Here is a 22,682-nt window from a genome sequence, read left to right on the forward strand (position 1 = left end):
CGCCTGGCAACGACCCTTCTTACTAAGAGCCCTCGCAGTCGGCGGCCCGCGCCACGGCGGCGGCCCGCGAGGGATCCGTCCAGCGGGGAGGCGGTTCGCGGTTTCGGGCCCCGGGAGCTACTACCGCGGTTCGTATGTGACGTGGCTCCTATGGGGCGAGTCACGGCCAGGGGGCCGGGATCTCACTCTGTGCAATCAGACGTTTCCCCCTCAGAGCATGGCCGCGGGCGGGAGAGGGCCCTGAATCGAAGGGAACCGCGGCGTCCGCGTCGGCCTTTCGCGGGCGCCGTAAGCAGCGCGGCGCCGACCCCGTGACCCCGGCGGGGGGCGGCCGGGGGGCCGCGGCCGGGGGGGCGTCCGCGTGGCGTCGTACGCCCTCGGCCCCCTGCGTGCTGGGCCGACCGGGGGGCGGGCGTACCCACATCCAGGCGGGTCGTTGCACATGGGGCAGTTGCCCCCTATGTTCCCCACGGAGTTCAAGGCGGCCGCTTCGCCGACGACCGGAGGTCCCCATGCGTGGCCGAAAACTCGCTTTGCCGGTGGCAGCCGCGCTGCTCTCCCTCGGCCTCCCGGCCGCGGCCGCCGGCACCCCCGCGACCACCTGCTTCGGCCGCGCGGCGACGATCACCGGAGCGGGCACGGTCAACGGGACCGAAGGTGACGACGTCATCGCCGGATCCGCGGGCGCCGACGTCATCGACGGGCGCGGCGGGAACGACCTGATCTGCGGTCTGGCAGGGAACGACACGCTCGCGGGCGGACGGGGCAACGACCGGATCGACGGCGGCGCAGGCGGGGACCTCATCCGCGGCGACCTGATCACCACCCGGGCTCCCGCCGACGGCGCGGGCGACGACGTCCTCTTCGGCGGCCCGGGCGACGACCGCATGGGCGGCGACAGCATGGCCTTCGGGGGCAGCGCGTCGGGAGGCGGCGACGACGTCCTCTTCGGCGAGGAGGGCAACGACGCCATGATCGGCGACAGCCGCGGCGGGATCAACGCCACGGGCGGTGGCGCGGACACCCTGGACGGGGGCCCCGGCAACGACAGCATCACCGGCGACTCCTCCGCCGAGGGCACGGCCACCGGCCACGGGCGGGACGTACTCCTGGGCGGCCCCGGCACCGACACCCTCATCGGGGACAGCAACTCCGGGCATGCCGCGCACGGCAACGGCGAGGCCACCCACAGGCAACATCCCGCCGCCTCCGGCGCCGCCGGTACGGCGCCCCGACAGATGGCCGCGCCCGTGCCCGAGGCGGAGGGCGGTGACGACGTCCTCGACGGCGGGGACGACGCGCCGGACACCTGTGACGGGACAGCGGGAACCGACATCGCGGTCCGGTGCGAGACCACGACGAACATTCCGTAGACGGTCGTACGGGAAGCAGTGGCCTCGGCGGCCGTCGGCCCGGGACCCCGCTCCCTCTGCGTGGTGGCGCCGGACAGCTCCTGACGGTGAGATCACCTGAAACCGCTGATGGGCCGCCGACATGCGCATGAGGACGGCGACTTTCACCCGGTCGGAGCAAGCCGAGGCGGCCGGCTGCCGCGAATGGCCCAGCATCTGGGCACCGGACCGCCCACGAATCGGATGGGATGCCTAACGTCACAGCTAGACGGATCGATTCGCGAAGCGTGTGGAGGCGTCATGTCCCATCGAGGCCGCTGGCTGGCGGGCGCCTGCGCAAGCGTGGTCGCTGTCGGCCTGCTCGTCACCGGGGGCGCCCTCGCCACACCGCCACACAGGGATTCCGATGGTGACTTCGAGACCGAGGTCGCAGTGGGCGCCTACCTCCACTACGACTCGTCCGCCGTCGAGAGGATGCAGGATCTCTCGCGCTGGCTCGGCGGTGCCGAGCTGCGCGCCGGGCACACGTACCTGCCCGGGGACACCTGGGCGAACATCGAGGGGGCACCAGATTCCCTGGACAGCTGGGCACGGTGGCGCAACGCGAGACCGGACCGGCTGTTCGTCCTGAACGTGCCCATGCTGGAGCGCAACGAGGCCGGTGTCCCCGACCGCCGGGTCGCCGAGCTGCTCCGCTCCGGCGCTCAAGGTGCGTTCGACCGCCACTTCCGGCGGCTGGCCGAGCGTCTGGTGGGGCTCGGGATGCCGGACACGGTGATCGTGCTCGGCTGGGAGATGAACGGTTTCAACTACACCCACCGTTGCCGGCCCGACCCCGAGAACTGGAAGAAGTACTGGCGGCGCATCGTTGCCGCCATGCGCTCCGTGGAGGGCCAGTGGTTCCAGTTCGACTTCGCCCCCAACCGCGGCAGTGACGCGATCGCCTGGACCCGGTGCTACCCGGGTGACGACGTGGTCGACATCGTTGGCATGGACACCTACGACCAGCCGCCCGGCCATTCCTTCGACGAGCAGGTCACCCAGCCCTACGGACTCCAGCAGCAGGTCGACTTCGCCGAGGCGCACGGCAAGCCGATCTCGTACCCCGAATGGGGCCTGTTCCGCAACGGCGACAATCCGGAGTACATGCACGACATGCTGGCATGGATCGCCGAGCACAAGCCGCTCTACCACAGCATCACCGACTACTGTCCGCACGGCGTGTGGCAGTGCAGCCAGAACCCGCGCTCCGCACAGGTGTTCCGGGAGTTCCTGTCCGCCGGACGGAGCCGGAGCCGGACGCCCGGCTTCGACCGTGAGAGATACCGGATGTGGCTGAAGGACTAGGAACTTCGCGGAGTGTGCATCACCCGTCGGTCAGCTGCCGGATCGCCTTGAGGGCTCGGCCCGATCCGTCCTCCCGCGCCATGTCCTGAGCCGCGCTCGCGGCGGCGCGGGTGTACGCCTGGTCCTGCACGACCCGCCCGAGTGATTCGGCGAGCCGTTCGGCGGTGAGCGATCGGAAGGGGATCGGGGCGGTCGCGGCGCCCAGGGCGGCGAGCCGCCCCGCCCAGTACGGCTGGTCGGCGGTCACCGGTACGGTGACCGCGGGCACTCCGGCGCGCAGCGCGGCGGCAGAGGTGCCGGCCCCGGCGTGGTGGACCACCGCAGCCAGCCGTGGGAACAACAGGGCGTGCGGTACGTCCCCGATCGTGAGGACATCGTCGGCGGCGGCGGTGAGACCGGCAGGCCCGGCTTGGAGGATGCCGCGCAGCCCGGCGCTGCGCAGCGCCCGCACGGCGACCTCGCTCAGCCGTTCCCCCTCGCCGGACGCCATGCTGCCGAAGCCGATGAGGACGGGCGGGGGGCCGGCCTGAAGGAAGTCCTCCAGGTCAGCGGGCAGCCGGTCGGCCGCGTCGTGGTGGGGCCACCAGTTGCCCACGACCTCCAGGCCGGGGCGCCAGTCGCGGGGGCGGGGCACCAGGGACGGGCTGAAGCCGTGCAGGACGGGCCAGTTGGCCTGGTCCTGCCGTCGACGCACTTCGGAAGCGGAGGCCGGGGGCAGCCCGAGGCTGCGGCGCAGCTCGGCGACGGCCGGTTCGTAGACGCGGTCGGCCATCCGCAGAGCGAAGCGGCCGGCGGCTCGGTTGGCGAACCGGCCCAGGGAGCGGGAGCCGGTGACGACGGGCGGGAAATCGCCGGTCGGCGCGGTGGGCTGGAGGTAGACCCCCAGGCTCGGGGTGCCCGTGGCCTCGGCCAGGTGCCAGCCGAGCGGGGCCGTGGTGGTCGACAGCAGGAGCAGATCGGTGCCGTCGGCCAGGGCGGCGGCGAATCCCTGGCCCAGTTCGGTGATGAACGTGGCGGCGGCGCGCATCAGTTCACGCTTGCCGGTGACGCCCCCGCGCGCCCGCGGATCGGCGGGGAGACCGCGGAACGTCAGCCCGGCGTCGCGTACGAGGGGCGCGAAGGTGTCCGTGGTGGCGACGGTGACGTCGTACCCGGCCCGGCGCAGTTCTGCGCCCAGGCCCGTGTACGGCGCGATGTCGCCGCGCGATCCGGCGGCGGCGATCATGATCCTCATTGGTTCTCCTCGGAGTCGGTACGGCCGCCCGTGTGGCGGGCCGCGTTGGCGTGGACCGCCTTGCACGTGTAGGCGGCCAGTCCCGGGCGCTGCTGCGACGGCGGAACGACCAGGGCGAATGCGCGCTGGTCGGCGATGAAGTCGTCCGCGATGCGCCGGTGCATGTCGGGCGGGCAGGAGGTGAACCAGCGTGAGATGTGCAAGCGGTGTTCCTCGGCCAGGTCCATGGCCCGCTCGCCGTTGCTGGGCTCCCCCTCGTCGAACGCCGCGAGCAGCTCGGCCCGCCATGCGGCGGCCTCGCCCATGAGCTGGCGCCAGTCCTCCTTGGTGTGGGCAGCCGCACGCGCCATCGCCTCGCGCTGTCCGTCCGAATGCGCCCACTTCAGCTCGGCCTCGGTGGCATAGCTCAGGTCGAAGGTGATCTCGCCGAAGACCTCGAAGCGTTCCTGGGGAGTCAGGGGCACCCCGGTCTTCTGGACCTCTATCGCGCGTTCCGCCACCTCGGCCAGCCGTTGCAGCCTGGCGATCTCCTCGGTCAACTGCCGCTGCCGGGCCCGGAGCCGCTCCAGGGCGTTCGCCTGCGGGTCCTTGAATATCTCCGCGATCTCATCGAGGGGGAAGCCGAGTTCGCGGTAGAAGAGGATCTGCTGGAGGCGGACCAGGTCGGCGTCACTGTAGAGCCGGTAGCCGGCGTGGCTTCGGCCGCTGGGCGAGAGCAGTCCCGCCTTGTCGTAGTGATGCAGCGTGCGCACCGTCACTCCGGCGAACGCCGAGACCTGCCCCACTGAATAACTCATCCACCTGCCCTTTCGTCGGCATACAGCCTCAAGCCTGACGTAGGGGGAGGGTCAAATCGCGCCCTGCGCGGGGCCCGTGAACGTATCGAGCAGGCCCTGGGGTGCGTTGTCGTCGAGGCAGCAGAGCCGGAAGGGGTCGACGGCTTCGGTGAAGGCCGTGGCGCTGCGGGGGAACAGGTCTCGCTCGTATGCGGTGAGCGCGGCCTCCATGTCGCCGGGATGCACGGCGATGGCCCGGCCGGGTTCGGCGCCGTCGTACACGGCCAGGTTGGCGCCCTCGCCGGACGGGGGCATGAGGTGGGCCGCGTCGCCGAGCAGGGTCACGCCGGGCACGCGGTCCCACCGGTGTCCGCCGGGCAGGGAGTGGACGGGCCGCGGCACCGCTGCGGTGTCGGCGTCGGCGTCGGTGAGCAGCGCGGTGAGTTCCGGCGCCCAGCCGGCGCACTCCTGCGCGATCCGGGCGCCGGCCGCGGCGGGATCGGTGAAATCGATACCGGCGAACCAGTCCTCCGGTCTGTTGAGCGTGATGTAGGCGTGCAGGGTCCCGTCGCACTCCCGGTGGGCCGTGATCCCCTGCCCCGGCGCGAGCGCGAACAGCGCGCCGCCGCCGACCGCCTTAGCGCTGGCCGGGTGCCGGGTGGCGCTGTCGAGCAGGTAGGTCTCGACGAACGACGTGCCGACGTACTCGGGTGTGGCGTCAGCGAGCAGCGGCCGGACCCGCTACCACGCGCCGTCCGCGCCGACCAGCAGGCTCGTGACGAGAGCGGCACCGTCGGCGAACGTCCAGGCACTCGGAGTACCCCGGGCCGGCCAGTTCACGGCGGCGTCCGCACTGCTGAACTACATCCTCGGAGTGGCGGGCCAGAACGCCGCCAACGCCCGAGCCCATCAGCCGGACACGGACCGGGCCGAGTTCCTGGCCGGCATCGACCTCATCCTCACGGGAATCACTGCAACCGACCGGCCGCAGTAAGCGACACGCGCCGAGGGGTGGGGCGGGGTGTACCTCCACCCCACCCCTAGGCATCCGCTCCGCGGACCGGTCAGACCTTGTTGTAGGTGCCGGTGGCCCAGATGGCGCCGCCCTTGGCCGGGCCGCCGTCCTTCTTGTAGACGACGAAGTTGCCGTCGTCCTGGAGCAGGGCGTAGGCGCCGTCGTTGTTCGCCGTGCCGGTCCGCCAGCGGACCGTGCTGCGGCCTTCCTCGACGAGGGTCAGGTCGCCCCGGTCCTTGGGAGCCATCTGCAGGGTCACCCGGTAGTCGCCCCCGTACGTGCCGCTCTGCCAGATGGCCTTGCCGTCGCTCTTGCGGTACATCACGAGGTTGTTGTCCTGCTGGAGCACCAACCACACCGTGGCGGACTGGGCCCAGTTGCCCGTCCACCAGCCCTCCGCGGCCGTCGCGTACTCCGAGCAGAACCACGCCTGCCGCTCGGGGCTCCGGGTGGACCAGTGCGAGGCGCTGCGGCCTTCGACGACGAAGTCGCCCCCGAGGAGGGCGGCCTGGACGCTCCCGGTCCCGGTGCCGTACGTCGCGGTGTGCCAGATGGCGCCGCCCGTCTGGGCGCTTCCGCCCTTGCGGTAGATGACGAGGTTGCCGTCCGCCTGCATGGTGGCGTACGCGCCCGGGTTGCCGTACGTGCCGCTGCTCCACAGCGGGAGCTTGTAGCCGCCCGGCTTGCCGAGGGCATAGAGCACGAGGTTGCCGTCGGCCTGCATGACCAGCTCGGTCGTGCTCACCTTGTCCTCGAGACGGGCGCCCGACTCCAGCCGCTGGCCGGGGTAGATCGTCGCGAGGACACCGCTCCGGGGCCCGCGGCACTCGGCCGGGGCGGCAGCGGCCGGAGTGGCAGTCGCCGGGACGAGGACGGCTACGGCTGAGGCGGCGAGCAGAGAGACGAATGCCATTCTGCGGAGGGCGCGGGTGCGCACCTTCGGTTTCCCACCAAGGAAAGGCGCTTTGTCGACCGGTCCGGTCGTATGAGATCCCTTTCTACACCGCTGCGTGACACTGTGGTCAACCGACTACTTCGCGTGGACAGGTGCCGTGGCGGTGTCCGACCGGTTGCGTACGCTTGGCGGCATGCGCATGCGCCCCACTCTGAGCTGGACGCCTACCGAGGAGCCGCTGCCTGGCACCGTGGATCCGGAGCCGGTCGCCGGTGCCCTGCGAAGCGGTGGAGTACTGGTGCTCAGCGGAGCGGGCATCTCCACGGAGTCGGGCATCCCCGACTACCGGGGCGAGGGCGGGAGCCTGAGCCGGCATACCCCGATGACGTACCAGGAGTTCACCGCCAGTGCCCAGGCCCGGCGCCGGTACTGGGCGCGCAGCCACCTCGGCCGGCGCACGTTCGGCCGCGCCCGCCCCAACGCGGGGCACCGGGCCGTGGCGGCGTTCGGGAGGCACGGTCTGCTCTCGGGCGTGATCACCCAGAACGTCGACGGTCTGCACCAGGCCGCCGGGAGCGAGGGCGTGGTGGAACTGCACGGCGGCCTGGACCGGGTCGTCTGCCTTTCCTGCGGCGCCTTCAGCGCGCGCGGGGAACTCGCCCGGCGGCTGGAGGAGGCCAATCCGGGCTTCGATCCGGTAGCCGCCGCACTGAATCCGGACGGTGACGCCGACCTCACCGACGAGCAGGTCGGGGACTTCTCGGTGGTGTCCTGCTCGGCATGCGGCGGCATCCTCAAACCGGACGTGGTGTTCTTCGGCGAATCCGTTCCGCCGCCGCGGGTCGAACACTGCCGCGAACTGGTCGGCGGGGCGACCTCGCTGCTCGTCCTGGGCTCCTCGCTCACGGTGATGTCCGGGCTGCGGTTCGTCCGCCAGGCAGCCCAGGCCGGGAAGCCGGTGCTGATCGTCAACCGGAACCCGACCCGGGGCGACCGGCACGCCGTCACCCGGGTCGCGCTCCCGCTGGGAACGGCCCTCAGCACCGTTGCCGACCGGCTGGACATCCCCCTCGACGGCCGGGCGGAGTCCACCTCGGCTGACGCCCGAGGCTGAGCGGGGTACGGCCGGGGAGCCGGCGAACCGGCAGCCGTGACTCCCCGGGTCCCGGGCCGGTGGAGCGGGCCCCCGGACCCTATCCGAGTACGTCCGCCGGCGCCGGCCCAGGCCGCCGCTCACGCCCCCATACGGCCAGCGGCTGGAGCGCGTCGTTCAGCCGCGTACCGTCCTCGGTCAGCGAGTACTCGACGCGGGGCGGCACCTCGTCGTAGGACTCGCGGTGCACGACGCCGTCCGCCTCCAGCTCGCGCAGGTGAGAGGCCAGTACCTTCTCCGTGATCCCGGGGAGCAGCCGGCGCAGCTCGCCGAAGCGGCGGCAGGGGTGCTCGTGGAGGGTCCAGAGGATCAGCACCTTCCACTTACCGCCGATCACCTCCATCGCGGTGTCAATCCCGCAGACGTGCCCGGCTGGCGTGCCCGGTCGGTTCAGTGTCGTCATGCTCGCCCTTCTGACCTTCTCGCTCACCCCGGGGTAACCACCCACTCCGAAGTGCGTACTTGAGCACCTCCGGGCCTGTGACCACTGTAAACACCCCCGCCCGGGCCCGCGCCCGCGCCGAGTGGGCCCGCGAGCGCGGTACCCGGCGGGTACGTCTTCTGCAGCGGCTCGCGGGAACTGTTCGTGCGGCACTGCTGAGCTGAGCACCGCCGAGCAGCAGGGTGTCAGCCCGGAACTGCTCAGCCCGGGCTTCGAGCTCACCGGGCGGTGTCCGCCGGCTCGTACCAGAGGCTGGTCATCGGGGAGCGCATGGTCCAGCCCAGTGTGGAGTAGAGCGCCCGGCCCTCGGGCGTGCCGACCAGGAGGCCGGTCCGTGCGCCGGCCTCGTACGCGGCTCCCTGCAGGGTGCGCATCACCAGGGCGCCGAGGCCCTTGCGCCGGTGCTCGACGGCGGTCTCGACCTGGTCGACCACGACGTGGGCGCCTGCGTGGGCGATCTGTCCGCGGGCGGCGAAGTGCCCGGTGCGCGTGCGGACCAGCACTCGGCTGACGCCGCCCCGGGTCCAACTGGTGAGCATGTAACCCGCCGGTACCGGAGGGCTCTGCGGAGCCAGGTGACACGTCATCAAGAATCCGGGACTGTCGCACCGCCAGCCCTGGCCGGCCCAGGGCAGCACCGCCCGGTCCTCGGCGAACAGCTTCAGCCACGTCCCGGGCGCGGTCGTCGCGGCGACGATCTTGCGCACATCGCCCTCGGAGGGCTCCGGCAGCACGTGCCGGGCGACGTGCCGGGGCTGCCCGACGTCGATCGTCCACCCCCAGGGCTGGTCGATCGGGTCCGAGCTGCCGCGGGAGACGACCCAGCCGTCGATCCACATCCGTACGAGCTCACTGGTCCTGGCGTCCGGCATCGCCGCCCGTTCCCCCTGCATCGTAATAGGTGTTTACACCCAGCGCACCTTACGCGACAGCGATACGGTATGACCATGGGCGCAGGGCGCTAGGAAGCTTGCCGCGCTCGCCGTCACCGGTCCCGGTCATGCTGTTCAAAGCTGGGCAGCCCCGCAAGCGCGCTCGGGCCGCTCAGCGACTCGCGCGCCGCCTCCCTGGAATGGCCGGCGGCGCCGGTACGGGTTGTCGTGCGACGGCTCTGCTCGACCCTTTCTTCGTCCCTTTCTTCGCCGCGAGCGCTGCCATCGGATGCGCCCTCGTACGGCGGGCGCCGGCTCCGGTGCCTATGGTGGGAGAACGGCCCACCGGACCACACGGCGCCGTGCGAACCGCCGCGCCGGTGGCCCCTTCCTGCTGAGGAGGACCACGTGACGGCCTCGGTACGTCCGCTGCAAGACCGCACTGCTGTCGTGACCGGCGCCGCCCGGGGGCTGGGGGCGGCGATGGCGCGGGAGCTCGCCCGGCGGGGGGCCACGGTCGCCCTCCTCGGCCGGGAGGAGTCGACCCTCGCCACGGTCCGGGACGCACTCCCCGGACCGGCCCGGTGCTGGGCAGTCGACGTCACCGACGACGACGCGATGCGCCGGGTGGCCACCGAGGTACGGGACACCCTGGGGCCCGCCTCCATCGTCATCGCGAACGCCGGAGTGGCCGAGGGCGGCCCCTTCGCGGAGTCCGACCCCTCGCTGTGGCGCCGGGTGGTCGAGGTCAACCTCGTCGGGAGCGCCAACACCGCCCGTGTGTTCCTGCCCGACCTGCGCGTCTCCCGCGGTTACTACCTGCAGATCGCCTCGCTGGCCTCGATCGGGGCGGCGCCCATGATGAGCGCGTACTGCGCTTCGAAGGCCGGGGTGGAGTCGTTCGCCCACTCGCTGCGCGCCGAGGTCGCGCACGAGGGCGTTGACGTGGGCATCGCGTATCTGAACTGGACCGACACCGACATGATCCGGGACGCGGACCACCATCCCGTACTGCGGGAACTGCGGGCGCACATGCCGAAGCCGGCGAGGAAGGTCTACCCCGTCGAGACGGTGGCCAGCCGTATGGTGCGGGCCGTCGAGCGGCGCAGTGCGGCCGTGTACGCCCCCGCGTGGCTCCGGGCCACCCAGCCGGTCCGCGCCGCGATGCCGCCGGTGGTCACCTTCCTGTCCAAGCGGGAACTTCCGCGGCTGCAGCGAAGGTTCGCCTTCGAGCCGACGGGGCCGTTGGGGGCCGGCGGCCGGGCGGACGCCGCCGGAACCCGGCGCACTCCCCCACCACACCGCTGAGCGCCGCGCGGCAGCACGGAAAACCCCACCCTGTGGACGGAATTACTTTCCGACCATCACTCATCGCATTTTCCTCGTTCGAGGGAACCTGAGAACGCGTGTTGCTCCGGCCGTTCGGTACTCCCTATCCTTCTTGAGGGATCGAGAGGGGTGTACATGAATCTCGTAGCAGTGCGGTCCGCATTACCCCGCCGTGGCGAAGTCCGCTGACAATGGCGACCTTTGCCGGGATCGCGGCAACCAGTAAGGCAATCCTGGGACTCCTGCAAAGGGCCGCGGCCGAGGAGACGGAGTTCGCACCCGTCGTGTTCTCGAATTTCACCTCGGCGGACCTGCAGCGGCCGCCGGGTGAACGCCTCGGCGTCTCGCTCTACCTGTACCACGTCGCGGTCAACCCCTCCCGTCGGAGCGCCGCGGGGCGGGTGGACGCGGCCGGAGTGCGGCGCAGTGCGCCGCTGCCGCTGGATCTGCGCTACTTGCTCACCGCCTGGGCGAAGGACGCCGCGACCCAGCAGCAACTCCTCGGCTGGTGTGTCCGGGTGCTACACGACACACCGACCCTGCCGGCCGGAGTGCTCAACTCGCAGCAACCGCATGAGGTGTTCTTCCCGCACGAGACGGTCGACCTCGTCTGGGAAAACCTTTCGCAGCAGGACGTGTTCGACATCTGGGAGGTGGCGCGGGCCAACCAGCAGCCTTCGGCCACCTATCTTGCGCGGACGGTCGAGCTGGAGTCCGTACCGGAGACCGAGGAGTACCCGCTGGTGCAGAGCACCGACCTGCGCTACACGGCGGCGGGCACCCGGTGACGCCCGGTACGACGACGTCCGCGGAGGCCGTCACGCGGGTCGCACCGCTCGGCATCCGGTTCCGGGACGCGGCAACGGGAACGCCGGTGTGCGACGGGCTGCGAGTGATCTGCCGGGCGGCCCCCGGGGCCGCACCGCGGACGGCCGGGCCGTCTCCCTCCGGAACCTACGTACTGCGGGGCCTCCCGCTGCTGGGGACGACCGAACGGGGCGACGGCAGCGAGCAGTTCTGGGCGGACCCGCCGGTCTCGCGTTCCTACCCGATCGAGGTCACCGACGGCGCCGGCCGGTACCTTCCGGTCCGGTTCCACGCCACCGCGCCGGCCCGCGGCCTGTTCACACCGGCCTACCGGCTCCCCGGGACGACGGGTGGCCAGCCCCCCGGTCCCGGCGTCCCCCTGTTCAGCTCGCCGGGCCGTCCGGTCCCATCCGGCACGGCCGTGCTGCGGGCCCAACTGGTGCGGGTCCCGGCCCCCTCGGAACCGGCCCACTCGGAACCGGCCCACTCGGAAGCGGCTTCCTCGGAACCGGCTTCCTGGGCGGTCCTGGAAGTGGTGGTGCCGCACGGCCCGAGCGCCTTCGGCGTGGCCGACGCGAACGGCGCGGTCACGGTGCTGTTCCCGTACCCGGAGCTGCTCGTACCCGATCCGGCGGCGCCCACTGCCGTGACGCCCCCGCTGTCCCGCCAGACCTGGACGCTCGGCCTGCGGGCCTACTTGGGCTCGGCCCCGGTGGCCGGCCCCCACGACGTTCCCGATCTGGCCGCTCTGCTGGGGCAGCCGCCGGCCCGGCCGCTCGCCGATGCGGCCGGCACGCCCCTGATCTCGGTCCGGCTGCGGTACGGGCGGGAGCTGGTGGTGCGTACGGCCGGCGACTCGAACCTGCTGATCAGTACCGATCCCGTGCCCGTGCCGCCCGCAGTCCAAGGGAGTCCGCATGCCTGAATACCTCGCGCCCGGCGTGTACGTGGAGGAGGTCTCCTTCCGGAGCAAGTCCATCGAGGGCGTCAGCACGACGACCACGGCCTTCATCGGCCCGACCCTGTACGGGCCGCTGACCGGTGACCTGGAACTCCTCACCAGCCTGCTGGACTTCGAGCGTGTCTACGGCGGCCGGGGCAAACCGCAGTTCACTCCGGAGACGGGCTGGCTGGCCTCCGGAGCTACCGATCCGTCGGCCCACGTCGGTGCGGCGGTGCCGGTCGACAACCACCTCTGGCACGCCGTCCGGGCCTTCTTCGAGAACGGTGGCTCGCGGCTGTACGTACAGCGGGTGTTCAGGCCGCTCGCCGTCCCGGACGCCCAGGGGCACCACCCGGGCGAAGCCGGGTACCAGGAGACCCTGGACTCCGGCAACGGCAGGGCGCGCGGCTGGATCACCGCCGACCTGGCCGCGCCCACCAATCTCGACGGGGCCGTGGTCAAGGTGTCCGCGCGCTTCCCCGGCGTCGCCGGCGAACGGCGCGTCCGCCTCACGGTGCAACGCGGCCCCAACGTACTGAGCAAGGCCAAGCGGACCGATCCGGCGACGGGAACGGCCGGGGAGGCACTCGTCGTACGGGGCCTGGCCGACCGGGACGTGGTCCTCATCCGCGAGACGCAGGACGGCACGCCCGCCTACTACCGGGCGCAGCAGGTCACCACCCGGCTGGGCGCCACGACGTGGACGTTCCACGGGGAGTCCGGGGCGACCAAGGAGCTCGACGCACTGACGGGCACGGGCGCCGAGGTCCGGCTGATCACGCTGGACGTGACCGACCTGCCCGCCGATCCCGACGCGCTGCCGGTGGTGTGGTCCGCCCTGCCGCTGGACCCGCGCCACGAGCGGGGCTCCTCCCCGGACTCGGTGTTCGCCAAGTTCGCGCAGTACCCGGCCAACCGGTCGGACGCGCTGCGGCTGCCGGTGATCGTCGAGGCCGGAAAGGGCATCGGCGACGGCGCGGACTTCCTGCGGCTGCTCCTGGCCTACGACCATGCCGTCAAGGAACAGGCCGGCGGCTACGACGGCTCGACCGGCGCGGCAGCGGTGCAGGACCTCGCCGCGATCCTCGCCCTGGCGGATTCGAGCGACGCGGAACGGTCGGTGGAGGTGTCGCTGAGCGGCGGGTACGACGGCCGCCGTCCGACCGCCGCCGAGTACGAGGGCGGCATCGACACCCACGACAACAAGAGCGGCCTCGTCGCCTTCGAGGACATCGAGGACATCTCCATCCTGGCCGCGCCGGGCTCCACCTACGGCGCCAACGACGACGGCTACAGGTCCCAGGCCGCGACCATCGCCAGCCTCCTGATCAGCCACTGCGAGCGGATGCGGTACCGCATCGCGGTGCTCGACTCCGCCGACGGCCAGAGCCTCGCCGAGGTCCGCCGGACGCGCGCCGCGATCGACTCCACCCACGCGGCGTTCTACTACCCGTGGGTCACCGTGCTCGATCCCGTCACCCAGCAGGAGATCACCCTGCCGCCCAGCGGCTTCGTCTGCGGCATCTACGCCCGCAACGACACCGAGCGCGCCGTCTACAAGGCCCCCGCCAATGAAGTGGTCAGCCTCGCCATCGGATTCGAGAAGACGGTCAACAAAGCGCAGCAGGACGTCCTCAACCCGGAGGGAATCAACTGCTTCCGGTATTTCCCGGGGCGGGGGCACCGGCTCTGGGGCGCGCGCACCGCGACATCGGACCCGGAATGGAAGTACGTCAATCTCCGGCGCTATTTCGCCTATCTCGAGCATTCCGTCGACCGGGGCACCCAGTGGGCCGTTTTCGAGCCCAACGGGGAGCGGCTGTGGGCGAACGTACGGAGCACGGTGCAGGATTTCCTCTTCTCCGAATGGCAGAGCGGCGCACTGCTGGGCACCAAGCCGGAACAGGCCTTCTTCGTCAAGTGCGACCGCAGCACGATGACCCAGGCCGACCTGGACAACGGCCGGCTGGTCTGTCTGGTCGGGGTGGCGCCCCTGCGGCCCGCCGAGTTCGTGATCTTCCGCATCGGCCAGTGGACCGGCGACAGCCCCAAGTGAGCAGGCCGCGCCCCGGAGCGCGGACGACCGAACCCAGGAGGAGGGCACCGATATGGCCGTACTACGCGCCGACCGCCCGTACGTGCAGTTCAACTTCCAGGTGGACCTCGGCGACGGCATCACCGACTCGCCGCTGGCCGGCTTCCAGGAGATGAGCAACGTCGGTATGGAGGTCACCGTTGCCGAGTACCGCAACGGCAACGACCCGGAGAACAGCGTCCGCAAGATCACCGGGCTCAACAAGACGACCGACGTGACCTTGAAGCGGGGTGTCATCGGGGCGCTGAACCTGTACGCCTGGCTGGACGACATCCGCAACGGCGACCAGAACGCCCGCCGGACGGTGCGCATCCACCTGCTCAGCGAGAACCGCGAACAGGTGGTGCTGACCTGGACGTTGAAGCAGGCGCGCATCATCAAGCACGTCAGCGGCCCCTTCAACGCCAAGGGGACCGATGTGGCGATGGAGGAACTCACCCTGGCCTACGAGCGGCTGGAGATGGAGTGAGCCCACCGCCCGCCACCACCATCACCACCGCGTTCCGCCGGCTCCCCGGGATCACGTTCGAGCAGAGCCTTCCGCATCCCGGCGACGCGCTGCCGAGGATGGACATCGCCGGCTTCGTCGGCTTCGCCGCCACCGGCCCGCTCGACGTGCCCGTGGCCGTCGAGGACATGGCGCAGTTCACCGAGGTCTTCGGCGAGCGGATCCCGTTGTTCCGGGACGCGGTCACGGGCGAGCAGGCGTACGGGCATCTCGCGCCCACCGTGGACGCCTTCTTCGCGGCCGGCGGCCGGCGCTGCTGGGTGGTGCGGGTGGCGGGGCGCCCGGAGCAGCCGAACGCGGCCGGGCGCGCCCGGTTCCCGGTACCGGGTCTCGCGGTCGTCGGCGCTGACGGCGTCCCGGTACAGGCGCTGCTGCCGGCCCGGTCGGTGGGTTGCTGGGCGGACGACGTCCGGGTGTCGGGCGGGGTGCTGGCCGAGCGGCTGCGACTCGTGGGCATCACGTACGGGGGCGCGGGGCGGCCGCCGGTGCACTGCGTCCTCGACGGACCCGCCCCGGTAGGGACCGGGGACCTGATCCGGGTGACGTACCTGCGCCCGGGCCCGGCCAGGGTGACGGGGATGTTCGCGGTCACCTCTCTCGCCCGGTCCGCGGAGCCGCCCGGCCGGACGGAGGTCAGCGGCGGGCGGCCGCTGTGGCTGCTGGCCGCCGGTCTCGGCGGCCCGGTGACCGGGACCGCACAGCTGCCCACCGGCCCGGTGGCCGTCACCGTGGAGGACGCCGGAGCCGCCGGAGAGGTGCTGCTGCACGCCGCCGTGCCGCTGGACGACGCTCCGGCGGCGGGCACCCTGCTGCGCCTCGTGCTCGACGGTGCCCGCACCGCCGTGCTGCTAGTACGGGAGGCGAGGGCCACGGCCGGAGCCGGCTCACCGGTCCGGGTGTCCGGGTCGCTGAGTTTCGTGACCGGGGCACCGCCGGCCGGCGGCCCACCGCTCGCCGCCCCGGACGTCACCGAGGTGCTGGGTATCGAGCTGCGCGCGCGGACCGGAGCGGACCGGATCGACGTCGTGGGCGGCCTCGGGCCGGCGCCGGGACATCGGCGCTGGATCGGCCTGCTACCGACCGACGAAGAGCTCTACGGCGCCGCCCTGTCCGGGCTGGACCGGGCCGGCCCCCCGACGGTGCCGGAGCTGTGGCGGGAGCCGGCGACGCGCAGGTTCCCGCTGGCGGGGACGGGCGGGGCGGCGGAGGTGTTCTTCCCCATCGCCATGGACGGGACGGTGTTCGCCGGGGCGGACCCGCAGCCGGGGCGCAGACTCGAACGCGACGGCCTGGCGGACTTCGGCGCCGCGCTGTTCCTCGACCCGGAGCTGGCCGATCGCGGCGCTTCGACGCTGATGTCCACGGCGGAGTACCTGAGTACCACCGGTACGGGCGCGCGGCGGCTGCTCGGCCTCCACGCCCTGCTCCCGCTGGACGAGGTCACCGTCGTCGCCGTGCCCGACGCCGTGCACCCGGGCTGGCGCTACGGTGCTCCGCCCGCGCAGCCCCGGCCACCCGGGCACGTCCGCTACCTGCCGCCCGCGGAGTGCCGGCACCCGGGCGCTGACGGCGGCGGCTTCGAGGACCGGTCCGCCTCCGTGCCGGGTGCCCCGCAGCTCACCGGGTCCGCCGACCCGCTGGGCAACGTGCGGCTGAGCTGGAGCGGCGTGGGCGGCGGGGACCCGGTCTACGTGCTGGAGGAGTCGGCCGGCCGGACCTGGGCGGCCGCGGCGGAGATCTACCGGGGCACCGGGACCACCACCGATCTGTACGGACGCGCCCCCGGCACGTACGCCTACCGGGTCCGCGCCGAAGCCGGCGGAGCGGCCGGTGACTGGTCGGCCGGTGTCGCGGTCGCGGTCAGCGCCGGTGAGCCCTGGGTGTCCCGAGCGCCCGGGGCCGACGGTCCGCCGGCCGCGGTGCACCGGGCGCTGCTGCGCATGTGCGCGGCCCGGGGTGATCAATTCGCGGTCCTCTCCCTGCCCGCCCACCACCGGGAGGCCGAGGCGCTCTCGTACGCGACCGCGCTGCGCCGCTCACTCGCGGGCGAGGGCGAGCGCGTGCTCGGCTTCGGCGCCCTCTACCACCCCTGGCCGGTCATGGCGGTCAACGGCGCCGGGCCGCTGCCCCGGCCCCCGGACGGCGCTGCCGCCGGAACCCTCGCCGCCCGCGCCCTCGGAGCCGGGGCCTGGGTCGCGCCCGCCAACCTGCCGCTCAGCGGAGTGCTCGCGCTGACTCCCCCGCTCCCCGCCGGAGCCGACGGCCTGCTGGAGGAGGGGCGGATCAACATCCTGCGGAGCACGCCGCGCGGCTTCATGGTCCTGTCCGCCGCCACCCTGTCGGCCGACCCCGAGTTCCGGCAGATCAACGTACGGCGGCTGCTGTCCCTGGTGCGCCGGGTCGCGCTGCGCGAGGGACCGGCCTACGTGTTCGAACCCGACGGGCCCGCCGTGCGCGGCGCCCTGCGCCGCCGGTTCGAGACCGTGCTGTCCGAGCTGCTCGTGCGCGGCGCCTTCGCCGGTGCCGGCCGGGCGGACTCGTACCAGGTGACCACCCCGGCCGGCCGCGCCGGCGACGGGCGGCTGCTGGTGGAACTGCGTGTCGCCCCTTCGGTGCCCCTGCGCTTCCTGCTGGTCAGGCTGCTGCGGTCCGGTGCGGGCGACCTGAGCGTGGAAGGAGTGTGAGGTGCGTGCCCGGATATCCGTTGCAGGCGTTCAACTTCGCCGTCTCGATCACCCCGGACGGGGACCCGGCACCCCTGTGCGGCGCGGCGTTCGCCGAGTGTGACGGCCTGGAGATGTCCCTGGACGTCAAGACCATCCGCGAGGGCGGGAACAACGGCGTGCAGATCAGGCTCGCCGGAGCCACCAGCTACGGCCAGCTCACCCTCAAGCGCGGCATGACCAAGGGCTTCGACCTGTGGCGGTGGTTCGAGCGCGTGGCGCACGACCCGAAGGTGCGGGCGACGGGCGAGATCGTGCTGCGCGCCGCGGACCGGGACACCGAGGAGGCGGTCTTCGTGCTCGGCAGGTGCGTCCCGCTGAAGATCAAGGCACCGTCGCTCAACGCGCGGGAGGGGCTCGTGGCCGTGGAGGAGATGCAGCTGGGCTACGAGTCCCTGAGCCTGCGCGCCGGGGAAGGGGACGGGGTCCGTGCCTGAGCCCGGGACGCTGCGGAAGGCCGAACTGCTGGAACTGGACGCCGGCTTCAAAAAGGCGCTGCCGGGTGGCAAGCGGGTCGAGGTGCAGTTCAACCCCGAGTCGCTGAAGGTCACGTACTCGACCAGGACCGAGCAGCAGCAGGGGGTCGGTGACCAGCGCGGCAACTCGCCCCGGCAGGTGGTCGGCGCGGGCTCCACCAAACTGGCGCTACAGCTGTGGTTCGACGTGAACGCGCCCGGCGCGGGCGGCGTGCAGGACGTACGCGTGCTCACCCAGGGGGTCACCTACTTCATGGTGCCCAGGTCCGCGCAGGGCGACGGAACCGGGGCGGCGGCCACGCAGCCGGTCCCGCCGGGGGTCCGCTTCTCCTGGGGCACTTTCCACTTCGACGGGATGATGGACGCGCTGGAGGAGACCCTCGACTTCTTCTCCCCCGACGGCCGTCCGCTGCGGGCCTCTTTGACCCTGGGGCTGTCCGGCCAGTTGGAGATCGTCAGCCCGTCGGCCGCCGGCGCCGCCGAGTCGACGGCCGGTCCCACCGCGGGCACCCGTCCGCTCACCCGGGCTCCGGGCGGCAGCTCGCTCCAGTCCTTGGCGGTGAGCGCCGGAGCGGGGGCGGACTGGCACGCCATCGCGGAGGCCAACGGCATCGAGAATCCCCGGCTGCTGGAGCCGGGCCGACTGATCGACCTGGGCGCACGGGCCGACGTGGCAGCCCGGGCCGGCCGCAGCGCGCAGGCCGCCTTCACCGTACCGGCCGGCGTCACCGCCGGGGCCGGGCCCACCCATGCACGGAGGACGCCATGACGGTGCTGATCAACGAGGTCGACGTGGTCGCGGCCGACCAGGGTTCCCGGCAGCCGCCGCCGGGGGACGGCGGCAGGCCCGCCGCACCGGACCCGGCCGCGGTCGACGCCCGGATCGAACAGGCCGTGACCCTGCGCGCGGCGCGGGCCGAGCGGCTGCGGGCGTACTGACGTGGCCACCGGAACCGTGCCGCGGCCCAGGGTCGCATCCGCCCGTCCGTCCGTCGCCGTCGGCGGCCGGCCCAGTGCGGCGCTGGCCGAAGGACTGCTGAGGCTGCGCGTCCACGAGAGCACCGAGGGGCTGTACCGGTGCGAGGCCACCTTCGGCAACTGGGGCGCGAGGAACAACCGTCCGTCGTTCCTCTACTTCGGCAGGGACGTCCTCGACTTCGGCAAGCAGCTCGTCATCGGTCTGGGCGCCGGCGAGCTCTTCCGCGGCCGGATCACCGCGCTGGAGGCCGGCTACCCGCAGGGCGGCGGCGGCACCCTCACCGTCCTGGCCGAGGACCGCCACCAGGACCTGCGCATGACCCGGCGCACGCGGACGTTCACCGACGTCACCGACGCCGCGGTCTTCGCCCGGGTGGCCGCCGAACACGGACTCACCGCCGACGTGCGGATCAGCGGACCGGCGCACCGGGTTCTGGCCCAGCTCAATCAGAGCGACCTGGCGTTCCTGCGCGAGCGGGCCCGCGCGGTCGACGCCGAGCTGTGGATGGACGACACGACCCTGACGGCCCGCACCCGCACCGACCGCAAGAGCGCTCCCCTGCGCCTCGGCTACGGCAACGAGCTGCGCGAGCTGACCGTCCTCGCCGACCTGGCGGGGCAGCGCTCCAGCATCACGGTCGGCGGCTGGGACGTGGCCGCGAAGCGCGCCCTCGCCGAGACCGCCGACGCCACCGTGCTGGGGGGTGAGCTGGCCGGGGGTGCGGGCGGGTCCCAGGTGCTCGGCGCCGCGCTGGCCGTCCGCAAGGAGTCCGTGGTGCATTCCGTGCCGCTGACCGGCCAGGAGGCGCGGGGGCGGGCGGAGACCCTGTACCGGCGGATGGCCCGCCGGTTCCTCACCGCCCGGGGCGTCGCGGAGACCTCGGCCGGTCTGCGTTCCGGTGCCACGATCACCCTGGACGAGCTGGGCACGCTGTTCTCAGGCGCCTATTACGTGACCGAGGTGACCCACTTGTTCGATGACGGTCCCGGTCTGCGCTCGGAGTTCCTGGCCGAACGCGCCTGGCTCGGAGCCGCCTCGTGACGGCCGGGCCCGACAGCGCCTTCGACGCGACCGTGCACTCCGCGTTCCTCAACGAACGCCTGGAGCGCTGGTTCGGCGTCTACCCGGCGGTGGTCACCGATGTGAAGGACCCGCAGCGGCAGGGCCAGGTCGAGGTCTCCCTGCCCTGGTCACCCGACCCGGGCGGATCGGCGTACCGGGCCTGGGCCCGGCCGGCCACCTTGATGGCGGGCGCGGGCCGGGGCAGCTGGTTCGTCCCCGAGCCGGGGGACGAGGTGCTCCTCGCGTTCGAGGCGGGCGACCCGCGCCGCCCTTATGTGCTCGGTGCGCTGTGGAACGGCGTGGACGGTCCACCGGAGGCGATGGACGCGGCCGGCCGCAACGATCTGAGGGTGCTCCGGTCCCGCAGCGGCCACCAGATCCGGTTCGACGACACGGCGGGCGCGGAGACCCTGACCGTACGGACCGCCGCCGGGCAGCGGATCACGCTGGCCGACTCCCCGGCCTCCGTCGAGGTCGTGGACACCAACGGCACGTCGGTGCGGCTCGATGCCGCCGGGCTCACCGTCACGAGCCAGGCGAAGGTCACCGTCCACGCCGCGACCGCCGAGGTGTCGGCGGCCAGCCTCACCGTCAACGCCGGCGTCTCCACCTTCAGCGGGGTGGTCAAGGCCGACACCGTCATCGCGAACACCGTGGTGGGCACCGCCTACACGCCGGGCGCCGGGAACATCTGGTGAGCGCCACCGTGCGCTGGGTGACCGGCGCTCCGCTGTGGGCGGCGGCCGTGGGGCGGCCGGGGGACGGCGCCGGGCCGGAAGCGATGCTCCGTCCGGAACTGCTGCGCTTCGCCTCGGACTCCTTCATGGACGACCTCGCCGCGCTGCTGCTGCGGCGCCCGGCCGAACTCGCCGAGCACCTCGCCAGGCCGGCCGGTTTCCGCAACCGGCCTCCCGGCGCCCCGGCGGACTGGCCGCCGCCGCTGGACGTACTGAAGCTCTACCAGCCGCTGCACGGGGACTTCAACCTGGTCGTGGCCTCCCTGGTGTGCGGTCTCACCGGGCTCCCGGACCACGGCGTACGCCCCGGGGACGGCGAACGGCTCAGTTTCGTACTGCGCCGTGCGCAGGGCCCCGACGGGGCGTCCGGCGGCGTACGGGAACTGGCCTGGGCGAGTGACCCGGAGGTGCCGGGTGCCCGGTGCTGGCTGCCGGTCGCCGCCGGAGCGCGGGACAGCCTCGCGCCGGACGAGGAGCTGTTCCCGATGTTCCCGGTGAACTACCCGGCCGACGGGGGGCAGCGGCGGCTCTACGCCGGCCTGGTGCCCGTCTCCAGCCGGGAGACCTTCCGGGCGGCCAGGTCGGTGGAGCCCGTACCGGACTCCCCGGCCGGGCCGTCGCGGGAACCGGACGTGCGGTGGACGGAGTTCGAATCCGCGGTGCTCGGCCCGCTCGCCGGCCTGCGGCGCCCCGATCCCACCCGTGCGCTCGGCGAGGAACTGCTGGGCGAGGCGACCGCGTTCCTCCTGCTGGACTTCGCCGACCTGCTCCAGCGCCACCTGCCGCACCTGTGGGACGCACTGCGTACCCGTACCCGGCCCGCCCAGGCGGCCGCCGCCCGGCTGTACGACGACCTGCTCGGCGAACTGGCGGACCCCGCCGTCGGGCTGACCTGGCGGGACGGTCTGGTGGCGGCGGCCGGGCAGTGGGCCTCGATCGCGGGTGAGCCGGGCAGCGGGCCGCGCCACCCGCTCGGCAACGCCCGCAACTCGACGACCGGCGTATCCGCGCTGCGCCAGGGCATCCGTGACGCGCTGCCCCCGCCGGTGCCCGCCACCACCCCCGGCGACCTCCAGCTCACCAAGCTCGATCCGACCGGTGAGAGCGACTACCTCATCCGCTGCGTCTACTCGAAGCCGCGCTGCGCGCCCGCCCGGACCGAGTTGCTCAGCGCCCCCACCCGGCGCTTCCGCATCGCCTCGGTGTTCGACCCCGATGCCCCGGCGCGCACGATCCGCATCCCGATGCCGGTGGACACCGGCATCAAGGACCTGCGCAAGTACCGCAAGGGCGTCGGTTTCGTGCTGTCCAACCAGTTGCGCGGCCAGCTGGACCGGCTCACCGACCTCAAGAAGGCCCTGGACGGTGACATCGCCGACGAGGAGGAGCTCGACCTCGGGGTGGTCTGCCAGTTCTCCCTCCCCGTCATCACCATCTGCGCGCTGATGGTGCTCATCGTCTTCGTGTTCCTGCTCGACATCGTCTTCTTCTGGAAGTCGTTCTTCCGGCTCTGCCTGCCCGTCCCCGTGAGGTCCAAGCGATGACGAACGACGAAGCCGTGCTCGGACGCGGCCTCGCCTTCCCGCCGCGCGTCGGCGCCGACGGCCGGCTGGCCTGGTCCGCGGGCGAGGAGAACATCCGTGAGTGCGTACAGGTGGTCATCGCCACGGACCCCGGGGAGCGGTTGCGGCTGCCCGAGTTCGGCTGCGCACTCTCCGACCTGCTGTTCGCACCGAACACGACGGGTACCCGGCACGAGATCGCGGAGCGCGTCCGCCGTGGCGTCGCCGACTGGGAACCGCGCGTCGCGGTGCGCTCGGTCGAGGTGGTGCCCGATCCGGCGGACCCGGAGACGGCCCTGGTGACCCTCGCCTACCAGCTGATCGCCACCCAGGCGGTGGCCCACCTGTCCGTGGCCGTCGCGGTGAAGGGGTGAT

At 72.6% G+C, this 22,682-nt stretch carries 21 protein-coding genes and 2 pseudogenes; 17 read left to right on the top strand and 6 right to left on the bottom strand.

All coding sequences use genetic code 11. The annotated features are described in order from the left end of the window. Positions 1–512 precede the first annotated feature (512 nt). Positions 513–1,373, top strand: a complete 861-nt coding sequence (locus tag ACZ4M3_RS21835) for a calcium-binding protein (RefSeq protein WP_467735017.1) — start codon at positions 513–515, stop codon at positions 1,371–1,373. Between the two features lie 279 nt (positions 1,374–1,652). Continuing rightward, positions 1,653–2,699, top strand: coding sequence for a glycoside hydrolase family 26 protein (locus tag ACZ4M3_RS21840; RefSeq protein ID WP_467735019.1), 1,047 nt, complete (start codon positions 1,653–1,655; stop codon positions 2,697–2,699). A 19-nt stretch (positions 2,700–2,718) separates the two neighbouring features. On the opposite strand, the gene ACZ4M3_RS21845 is transcribed toward ACZ4M3_RS21840, so the two are convergent. From ACZ4M3_RS21845 to ACZ4M3_RS21855, 3 genes and pseudogenes are all read right to left on the bottom strand, one after another. Beyond that, the gene (locus ACZ4M3_RS21845; protein ID WP_467735021.1) at positions 2,719–3,933 is read right to left on the bottom strand and encodes a glycosyltransferase; all 1,215 of its coding nucleotides are present in this window, start codon (positions 3,931–3,933) and stop codon (positions 2,719–2,721) included. Further along, positions 3,930–4,730: a MerR family transcriptional regulator gene (locus ACZ4M3_RS21850; RefSeq protein WP_467735023.1), complete on the bottom strand. Its 801-nt coding sequence runs from the start codon at positions 4,728–4,730 to the stop codon at positions 3,930–3,932. Before ACZ4M3_RS21850 ends, ACZ4M3_RS21845 begins: the two co-directional genes overlap by 4 nt. A 51-nt stretch (positions 4,731–4,781) precedes the next feature. After that, positions 4,782–5,513 (bottom strand): annotated as a pseudogene (locus ACZ4M3_RS21855) (FAD-dependent oxidoreductase); the annotation flags it as partial. Between ACZ4M3_RS21855 and ACZ4M3_RS21860 the strand changes: the two are divergent. After that, positions 5,512–5,703: pseudogene (locus ACZ4M3_RS21860) on the top strand (TetR/AcrR family transcriptional regulator); the annotation flags it as partial. The pseudogenes ACZ4M3_RS21855 and ACZ4M3_RS21860 sit on opposite strands and share 2 nt — an antisense overlap. Before the next feature lie 70 nt (positions 5,704–5,773). Here the strand turns inward: ACZ4M3_RS21860 and ACZ4M3_RS21865 are convergent. Continuing rightward, on the bottom strand, positions 5,774–6,637 hold the full coding sequence (locus ACZ4M3_RS21865; protein WP_467735025.1) for a hypothetical protein: 864 nt from the start codon (positions 6,635–6,637) through the stop codon (positions 5,774–5,776). Between the two features lie 175 nt (positions 6,638–6,812). On the opposite strand from ACZ4M3_RS21865, the gene ACZ4M3_RS21870 reads away from it, so the two are divergent. Beyond that, the gene (locus tag ACZ4M3_RS21870) at positions 6,813–7,733 is read left to right on the top strand and encodes an NAD-dependent protein deacetylase (RefSeq protein ID WP_467735027.1); all 921 of its coding nucleotides are present in this window, start codon (positions 6,813–6,815) and stop codon (positions 7,731–7,733) included. A gap of 79 nt (positions 7,734–7,812) precedes the next feature. On the opposite strand, the gene ACZ4M3_RS21875 is transcribed toward ACZ4M3_RS21870, so the two are convergent. Further along, positions 7,813–8,175 (bottom strand): winged helix-turn-helix transcriptional regulator, encoded by a 363-nt coding sequence (locus tag ACZ4M3_RS21875; protein ID WP_467735028.1) that lies wholly within the window; start codon positions 8,173–8,175, stop codon positions 7,813–7,815. 257 nt (positions 8,176–8,432) lie between these two features. Next, positions 8,433–9,086 carry a GNAT family N-acetyltransferase gene (locus ACZ4M3_RS21880; protein ID WP_467735030.1) on the bottom strand — a complete coding sequence of 218 codons (654 nt, stop codon included), beginning with the start codon at positions 9,084–9,086 and terminating at the stop codon, positions 8,433–8,435. A 408-nt stretch (positions 9,087–9,494) separates the two neighbouring features. Between ACZ4M3_RS21880 and ACZ4M3_RS21885 the strand changes: the two genes are divergently transcribed. From ACZ4M3_RS21885 to ACZ4M3_RS21945, 13 genes are all read left to right on the top strand, one after another. Further along, complete coding sequence (locus ACZ4M3_RS21885; protein WP_467735032.1) at positions 9,495–10,394, top strand: SDR family oxidoreductase; 900 nt, start codon at positions 9,495–9,497, stop codon at positions 10,392–10,394. 212 nt (positions 10,395–10,606) lie between these two features. Beyond that, positions 10,607–11,203, top strand: coding sequence for a Pvc16 family protein (locus ACZ4M3_RS21890; protein WP_467735034.1), 597 nt, complete (start codon positions 10,607–10,609; stop codon positions 11,201–11,203). Beyond that, a complete protein-coding gene (locus tag ACZ4M3_RS21895; protein WP_467735036.1) occupies positions 11,200–12,147 on the top strand; it encodes a hypothetical protein in 948 nt (315 codons plus the stop codon). The genes ACZ4M3_RS21890 and ACZ4M3_RS21895 overlap by 4 nt, the downstream gene beginning before the upstream one ends. Next, entirely contained in the window at positions 12,140–14,221 is a 2,082-nt protein-coding gene (locus ACZ4M3_RS21900) for a phage tail sheath family protein (RefSeq protein ID WP_467735038.1), read from the top strand. Before ACZ4M3_RS21895 ends, ACZ4M3_RS21900 begins: the two co-directional genes overlap by 8 nt. 52 nt (positions 14,222–14,273) lie before the next feature. Further along, entirely contained in the window at positions 14,274–14,729 is a 456-nt protein-coding gene (locus ACZ4M3_RS21905) for a phage tail protein (RefSeq protein WP_467735040.1), read from the top strand. After that, on the top strand, positions 14,726–17,452 hold the full coding sequence (locus tag ACZ4M3_RS21910; RefSeq protein ID WP_467735042.1) for a hypothetical protein: 2,727 nt from the start codon (positions 14,726–14,728) through the stop codon (positions 17,450–17,452). The genes ACZ4M3_RS21905 and ACZ4M3_RS21910 overlap by 4 nt, the downstream gene beginning before the upstream one ends. A 5-nt stretch (positions 17,453–17,457) precedes the next feature. Further along, entirely contained in the window at positions 17,458–17,928 is a 471-nt protein-coding gene (locus tag ACZ4M3_RS21915; protein WP_467735044.1) for a phage tail protein, read from the top strand. Next, on the top strand, positions 17,921–18,736 hold the full coding sequence (locus ACZ4M3_RS21920; protein WP_467735046.1) for a CIS tube protein: 816 nt from the start codon (positions 17,921–17,923) through the stop codon (positions 18,734–18,736). Before ACZ4M3_RS21915 ends, ACZ4M3_RS21920 begins: the two co-directional genes overlap by 8 nt. After that, on the top strand, positions 18,733–18,906 hold the full coding sequence (locus ACZ4M3_RS21925; RefSeq protein WP_467735048.1) for a hypothetical protein: 174 nt from the start codon (positions 18,733–18,735) through the stop codon (positions 18,904–18,906). The genes ACZ4M3_RS21920 and ACZ4M3_RS21925 overlap by 4 nt, the downstream gene beginning before the upstream one ends. A gap of 1 nt (position 18,907) precedes the next feature. After that, the gene (locus ACZ4M3_RS21930; protein ID WP_467735050.1) at positions 18,908–19,987 is read left to right on the top strand and encodes a phage late control D family protein; all 1,080 of its coding nucleotides are present in this window, start codon (positions 18,908–18,910) and stop codon (positions 19,985–19,987) included. Next, positions 19,984–20,706, top strand: coding sequence for a phage baseplate assembly protein V (locus ACZ4M3_RS21935; protein ID WP_467735052.1), 723 nt, complete (start codon positions 19,984–19,986; stop codon positions 20,704–20,706). The genes ACZ4M3_RS21930 and ACZ4M3_RS21935 overlap by 4 nt, the downstream gene beginning before the upstream one ends. Beyond that, positions 20,703–22,289, top strand: a complete 1,587-nt coding sequence (locus ACZ4M3_RS21940) for a hypothetical protein (protein ID WP_467735054.1) — start codon at positions 20,703–20,705, stop codon at positions 22,287–22,289. The genes ACZ4M3_RS21935 and ACZ4M3_RS21940 overlap by 4 nt, the downstream gene beginning before the upstream one ends. Beyond that, positions 22,286–22,681 (top strand): GPW/gp25 family protein, encoded by a 396-nt coding sequence (locus tag ACZ4M3_RS21945; RefSeq protein WP_467735056.1) that lies wholly within the window; start codon positions 22,286–22,288, stop codon positions 22,679–22,681. The genes ACZ4M3_RS21940 and ACZ4M3_RS21945 overlap by 4 nt, the downstream gene beginning before the upstream one ends. The last annotated feature ends 1 nt before the right edge of the window (position 22,682 follow it).

The sequence above is a fragment of the Streptomyces sp. NPDC026522 genome, assembly GCF_055567555.1.

Coding starts and splice junctions, on each gene's coding strand:
- ACZ4M3_RS21890 (WP_467735034.1), top strand. CDS start 10,607: ATGGCGACCTTTGCCGGGATCGCGGCAACCAGTAAGGCAATCCTGGGA.
- ACZ4M3_RS21865 (WP_467735025.1), bottom strand. CDS start 6,637: ATGGCATTCGTCTCTCTGCTCGCCGCCTCAGCCGTAGCCGTCCTCGTC.
- ACZ4M3_RS21905 (WP_467735040.1), top strand. CDS start 14,274: ATGGCCGTACTACGCGCCGACCGCCCGTACGTGCAGTTCAACTTCCAG.
- ACZ4M3_RS21870 (WP_467735027.1), top strand. CDS start 6,813: ATGCGCATGCGCCCCACTCTGAGCTGGACGCCTACCGAGGAGCCGCTG.
- ACZ4M3_RS21875 (WP_467735028.1), bottom strand. CDS start 8,175: ATGACGACACTGAACCGACCGGGCACGCCAGCCGGGCACGTCTGCGGG.
- ACZ4M3_RS21880 (WP_467735030.1), bottom strand. CDS start 9,086: ATGCCGGACGCCAGGACCAGTGAGCTCGTACGGATGTGGATCGACGGC.
- ACZ4M3_RS21945 (WP_467735056.1), top strand. CDS start 22,286: ATGACGAACGACGAAGCCGTGCTCGGACGCGGCCTCGCCTTCCCGCCG.
- ACZ4M3_RS21845 (WP_467735021.1), bottom strand. CDS start 3,933: ATGAGGATCATGATCGCCGCCGCCGGATCGCGCGGCGACATCGCGCCG.
- ACZ4M3_RS21925 (WP_467735048.1), top strand. CDS start 18,733: ATGACGGTGCTGATCAACGAGGTCGACGTGGTCGCGGCCGACCAGGGT.
- ACZ4M3_RS21840 (WP_467735019.1), top strand. CDS start 1,653: ATGTCCCATCGAGGCCGCTGGCTGGCGGGCGCCTGCGCAAGCGTGGTC.
- ACZ4M3_RS21835 (WP_467735017.1), top strand. CDS start 513: ATGCGTGGCCGAAAACTCGCTTTGCCGGTGGCAGCCGCGCTGCTCTCC.
- ACZ4M3_RS21900 (WP_467735038.1), top strand. CDS start 12,140: ATGCCTGAATACCTCGCGCCCGGCGTGTACGTGGAGGAGGTCTCCTTC.
- ACZ4M3_RS21850 (WP_467735023.1), bottom strand. CDS start 4,730: ATGAGTTATTCAGTGGGGCAGGTCTCGGCGTTCGCCGGAGTGACGGTG.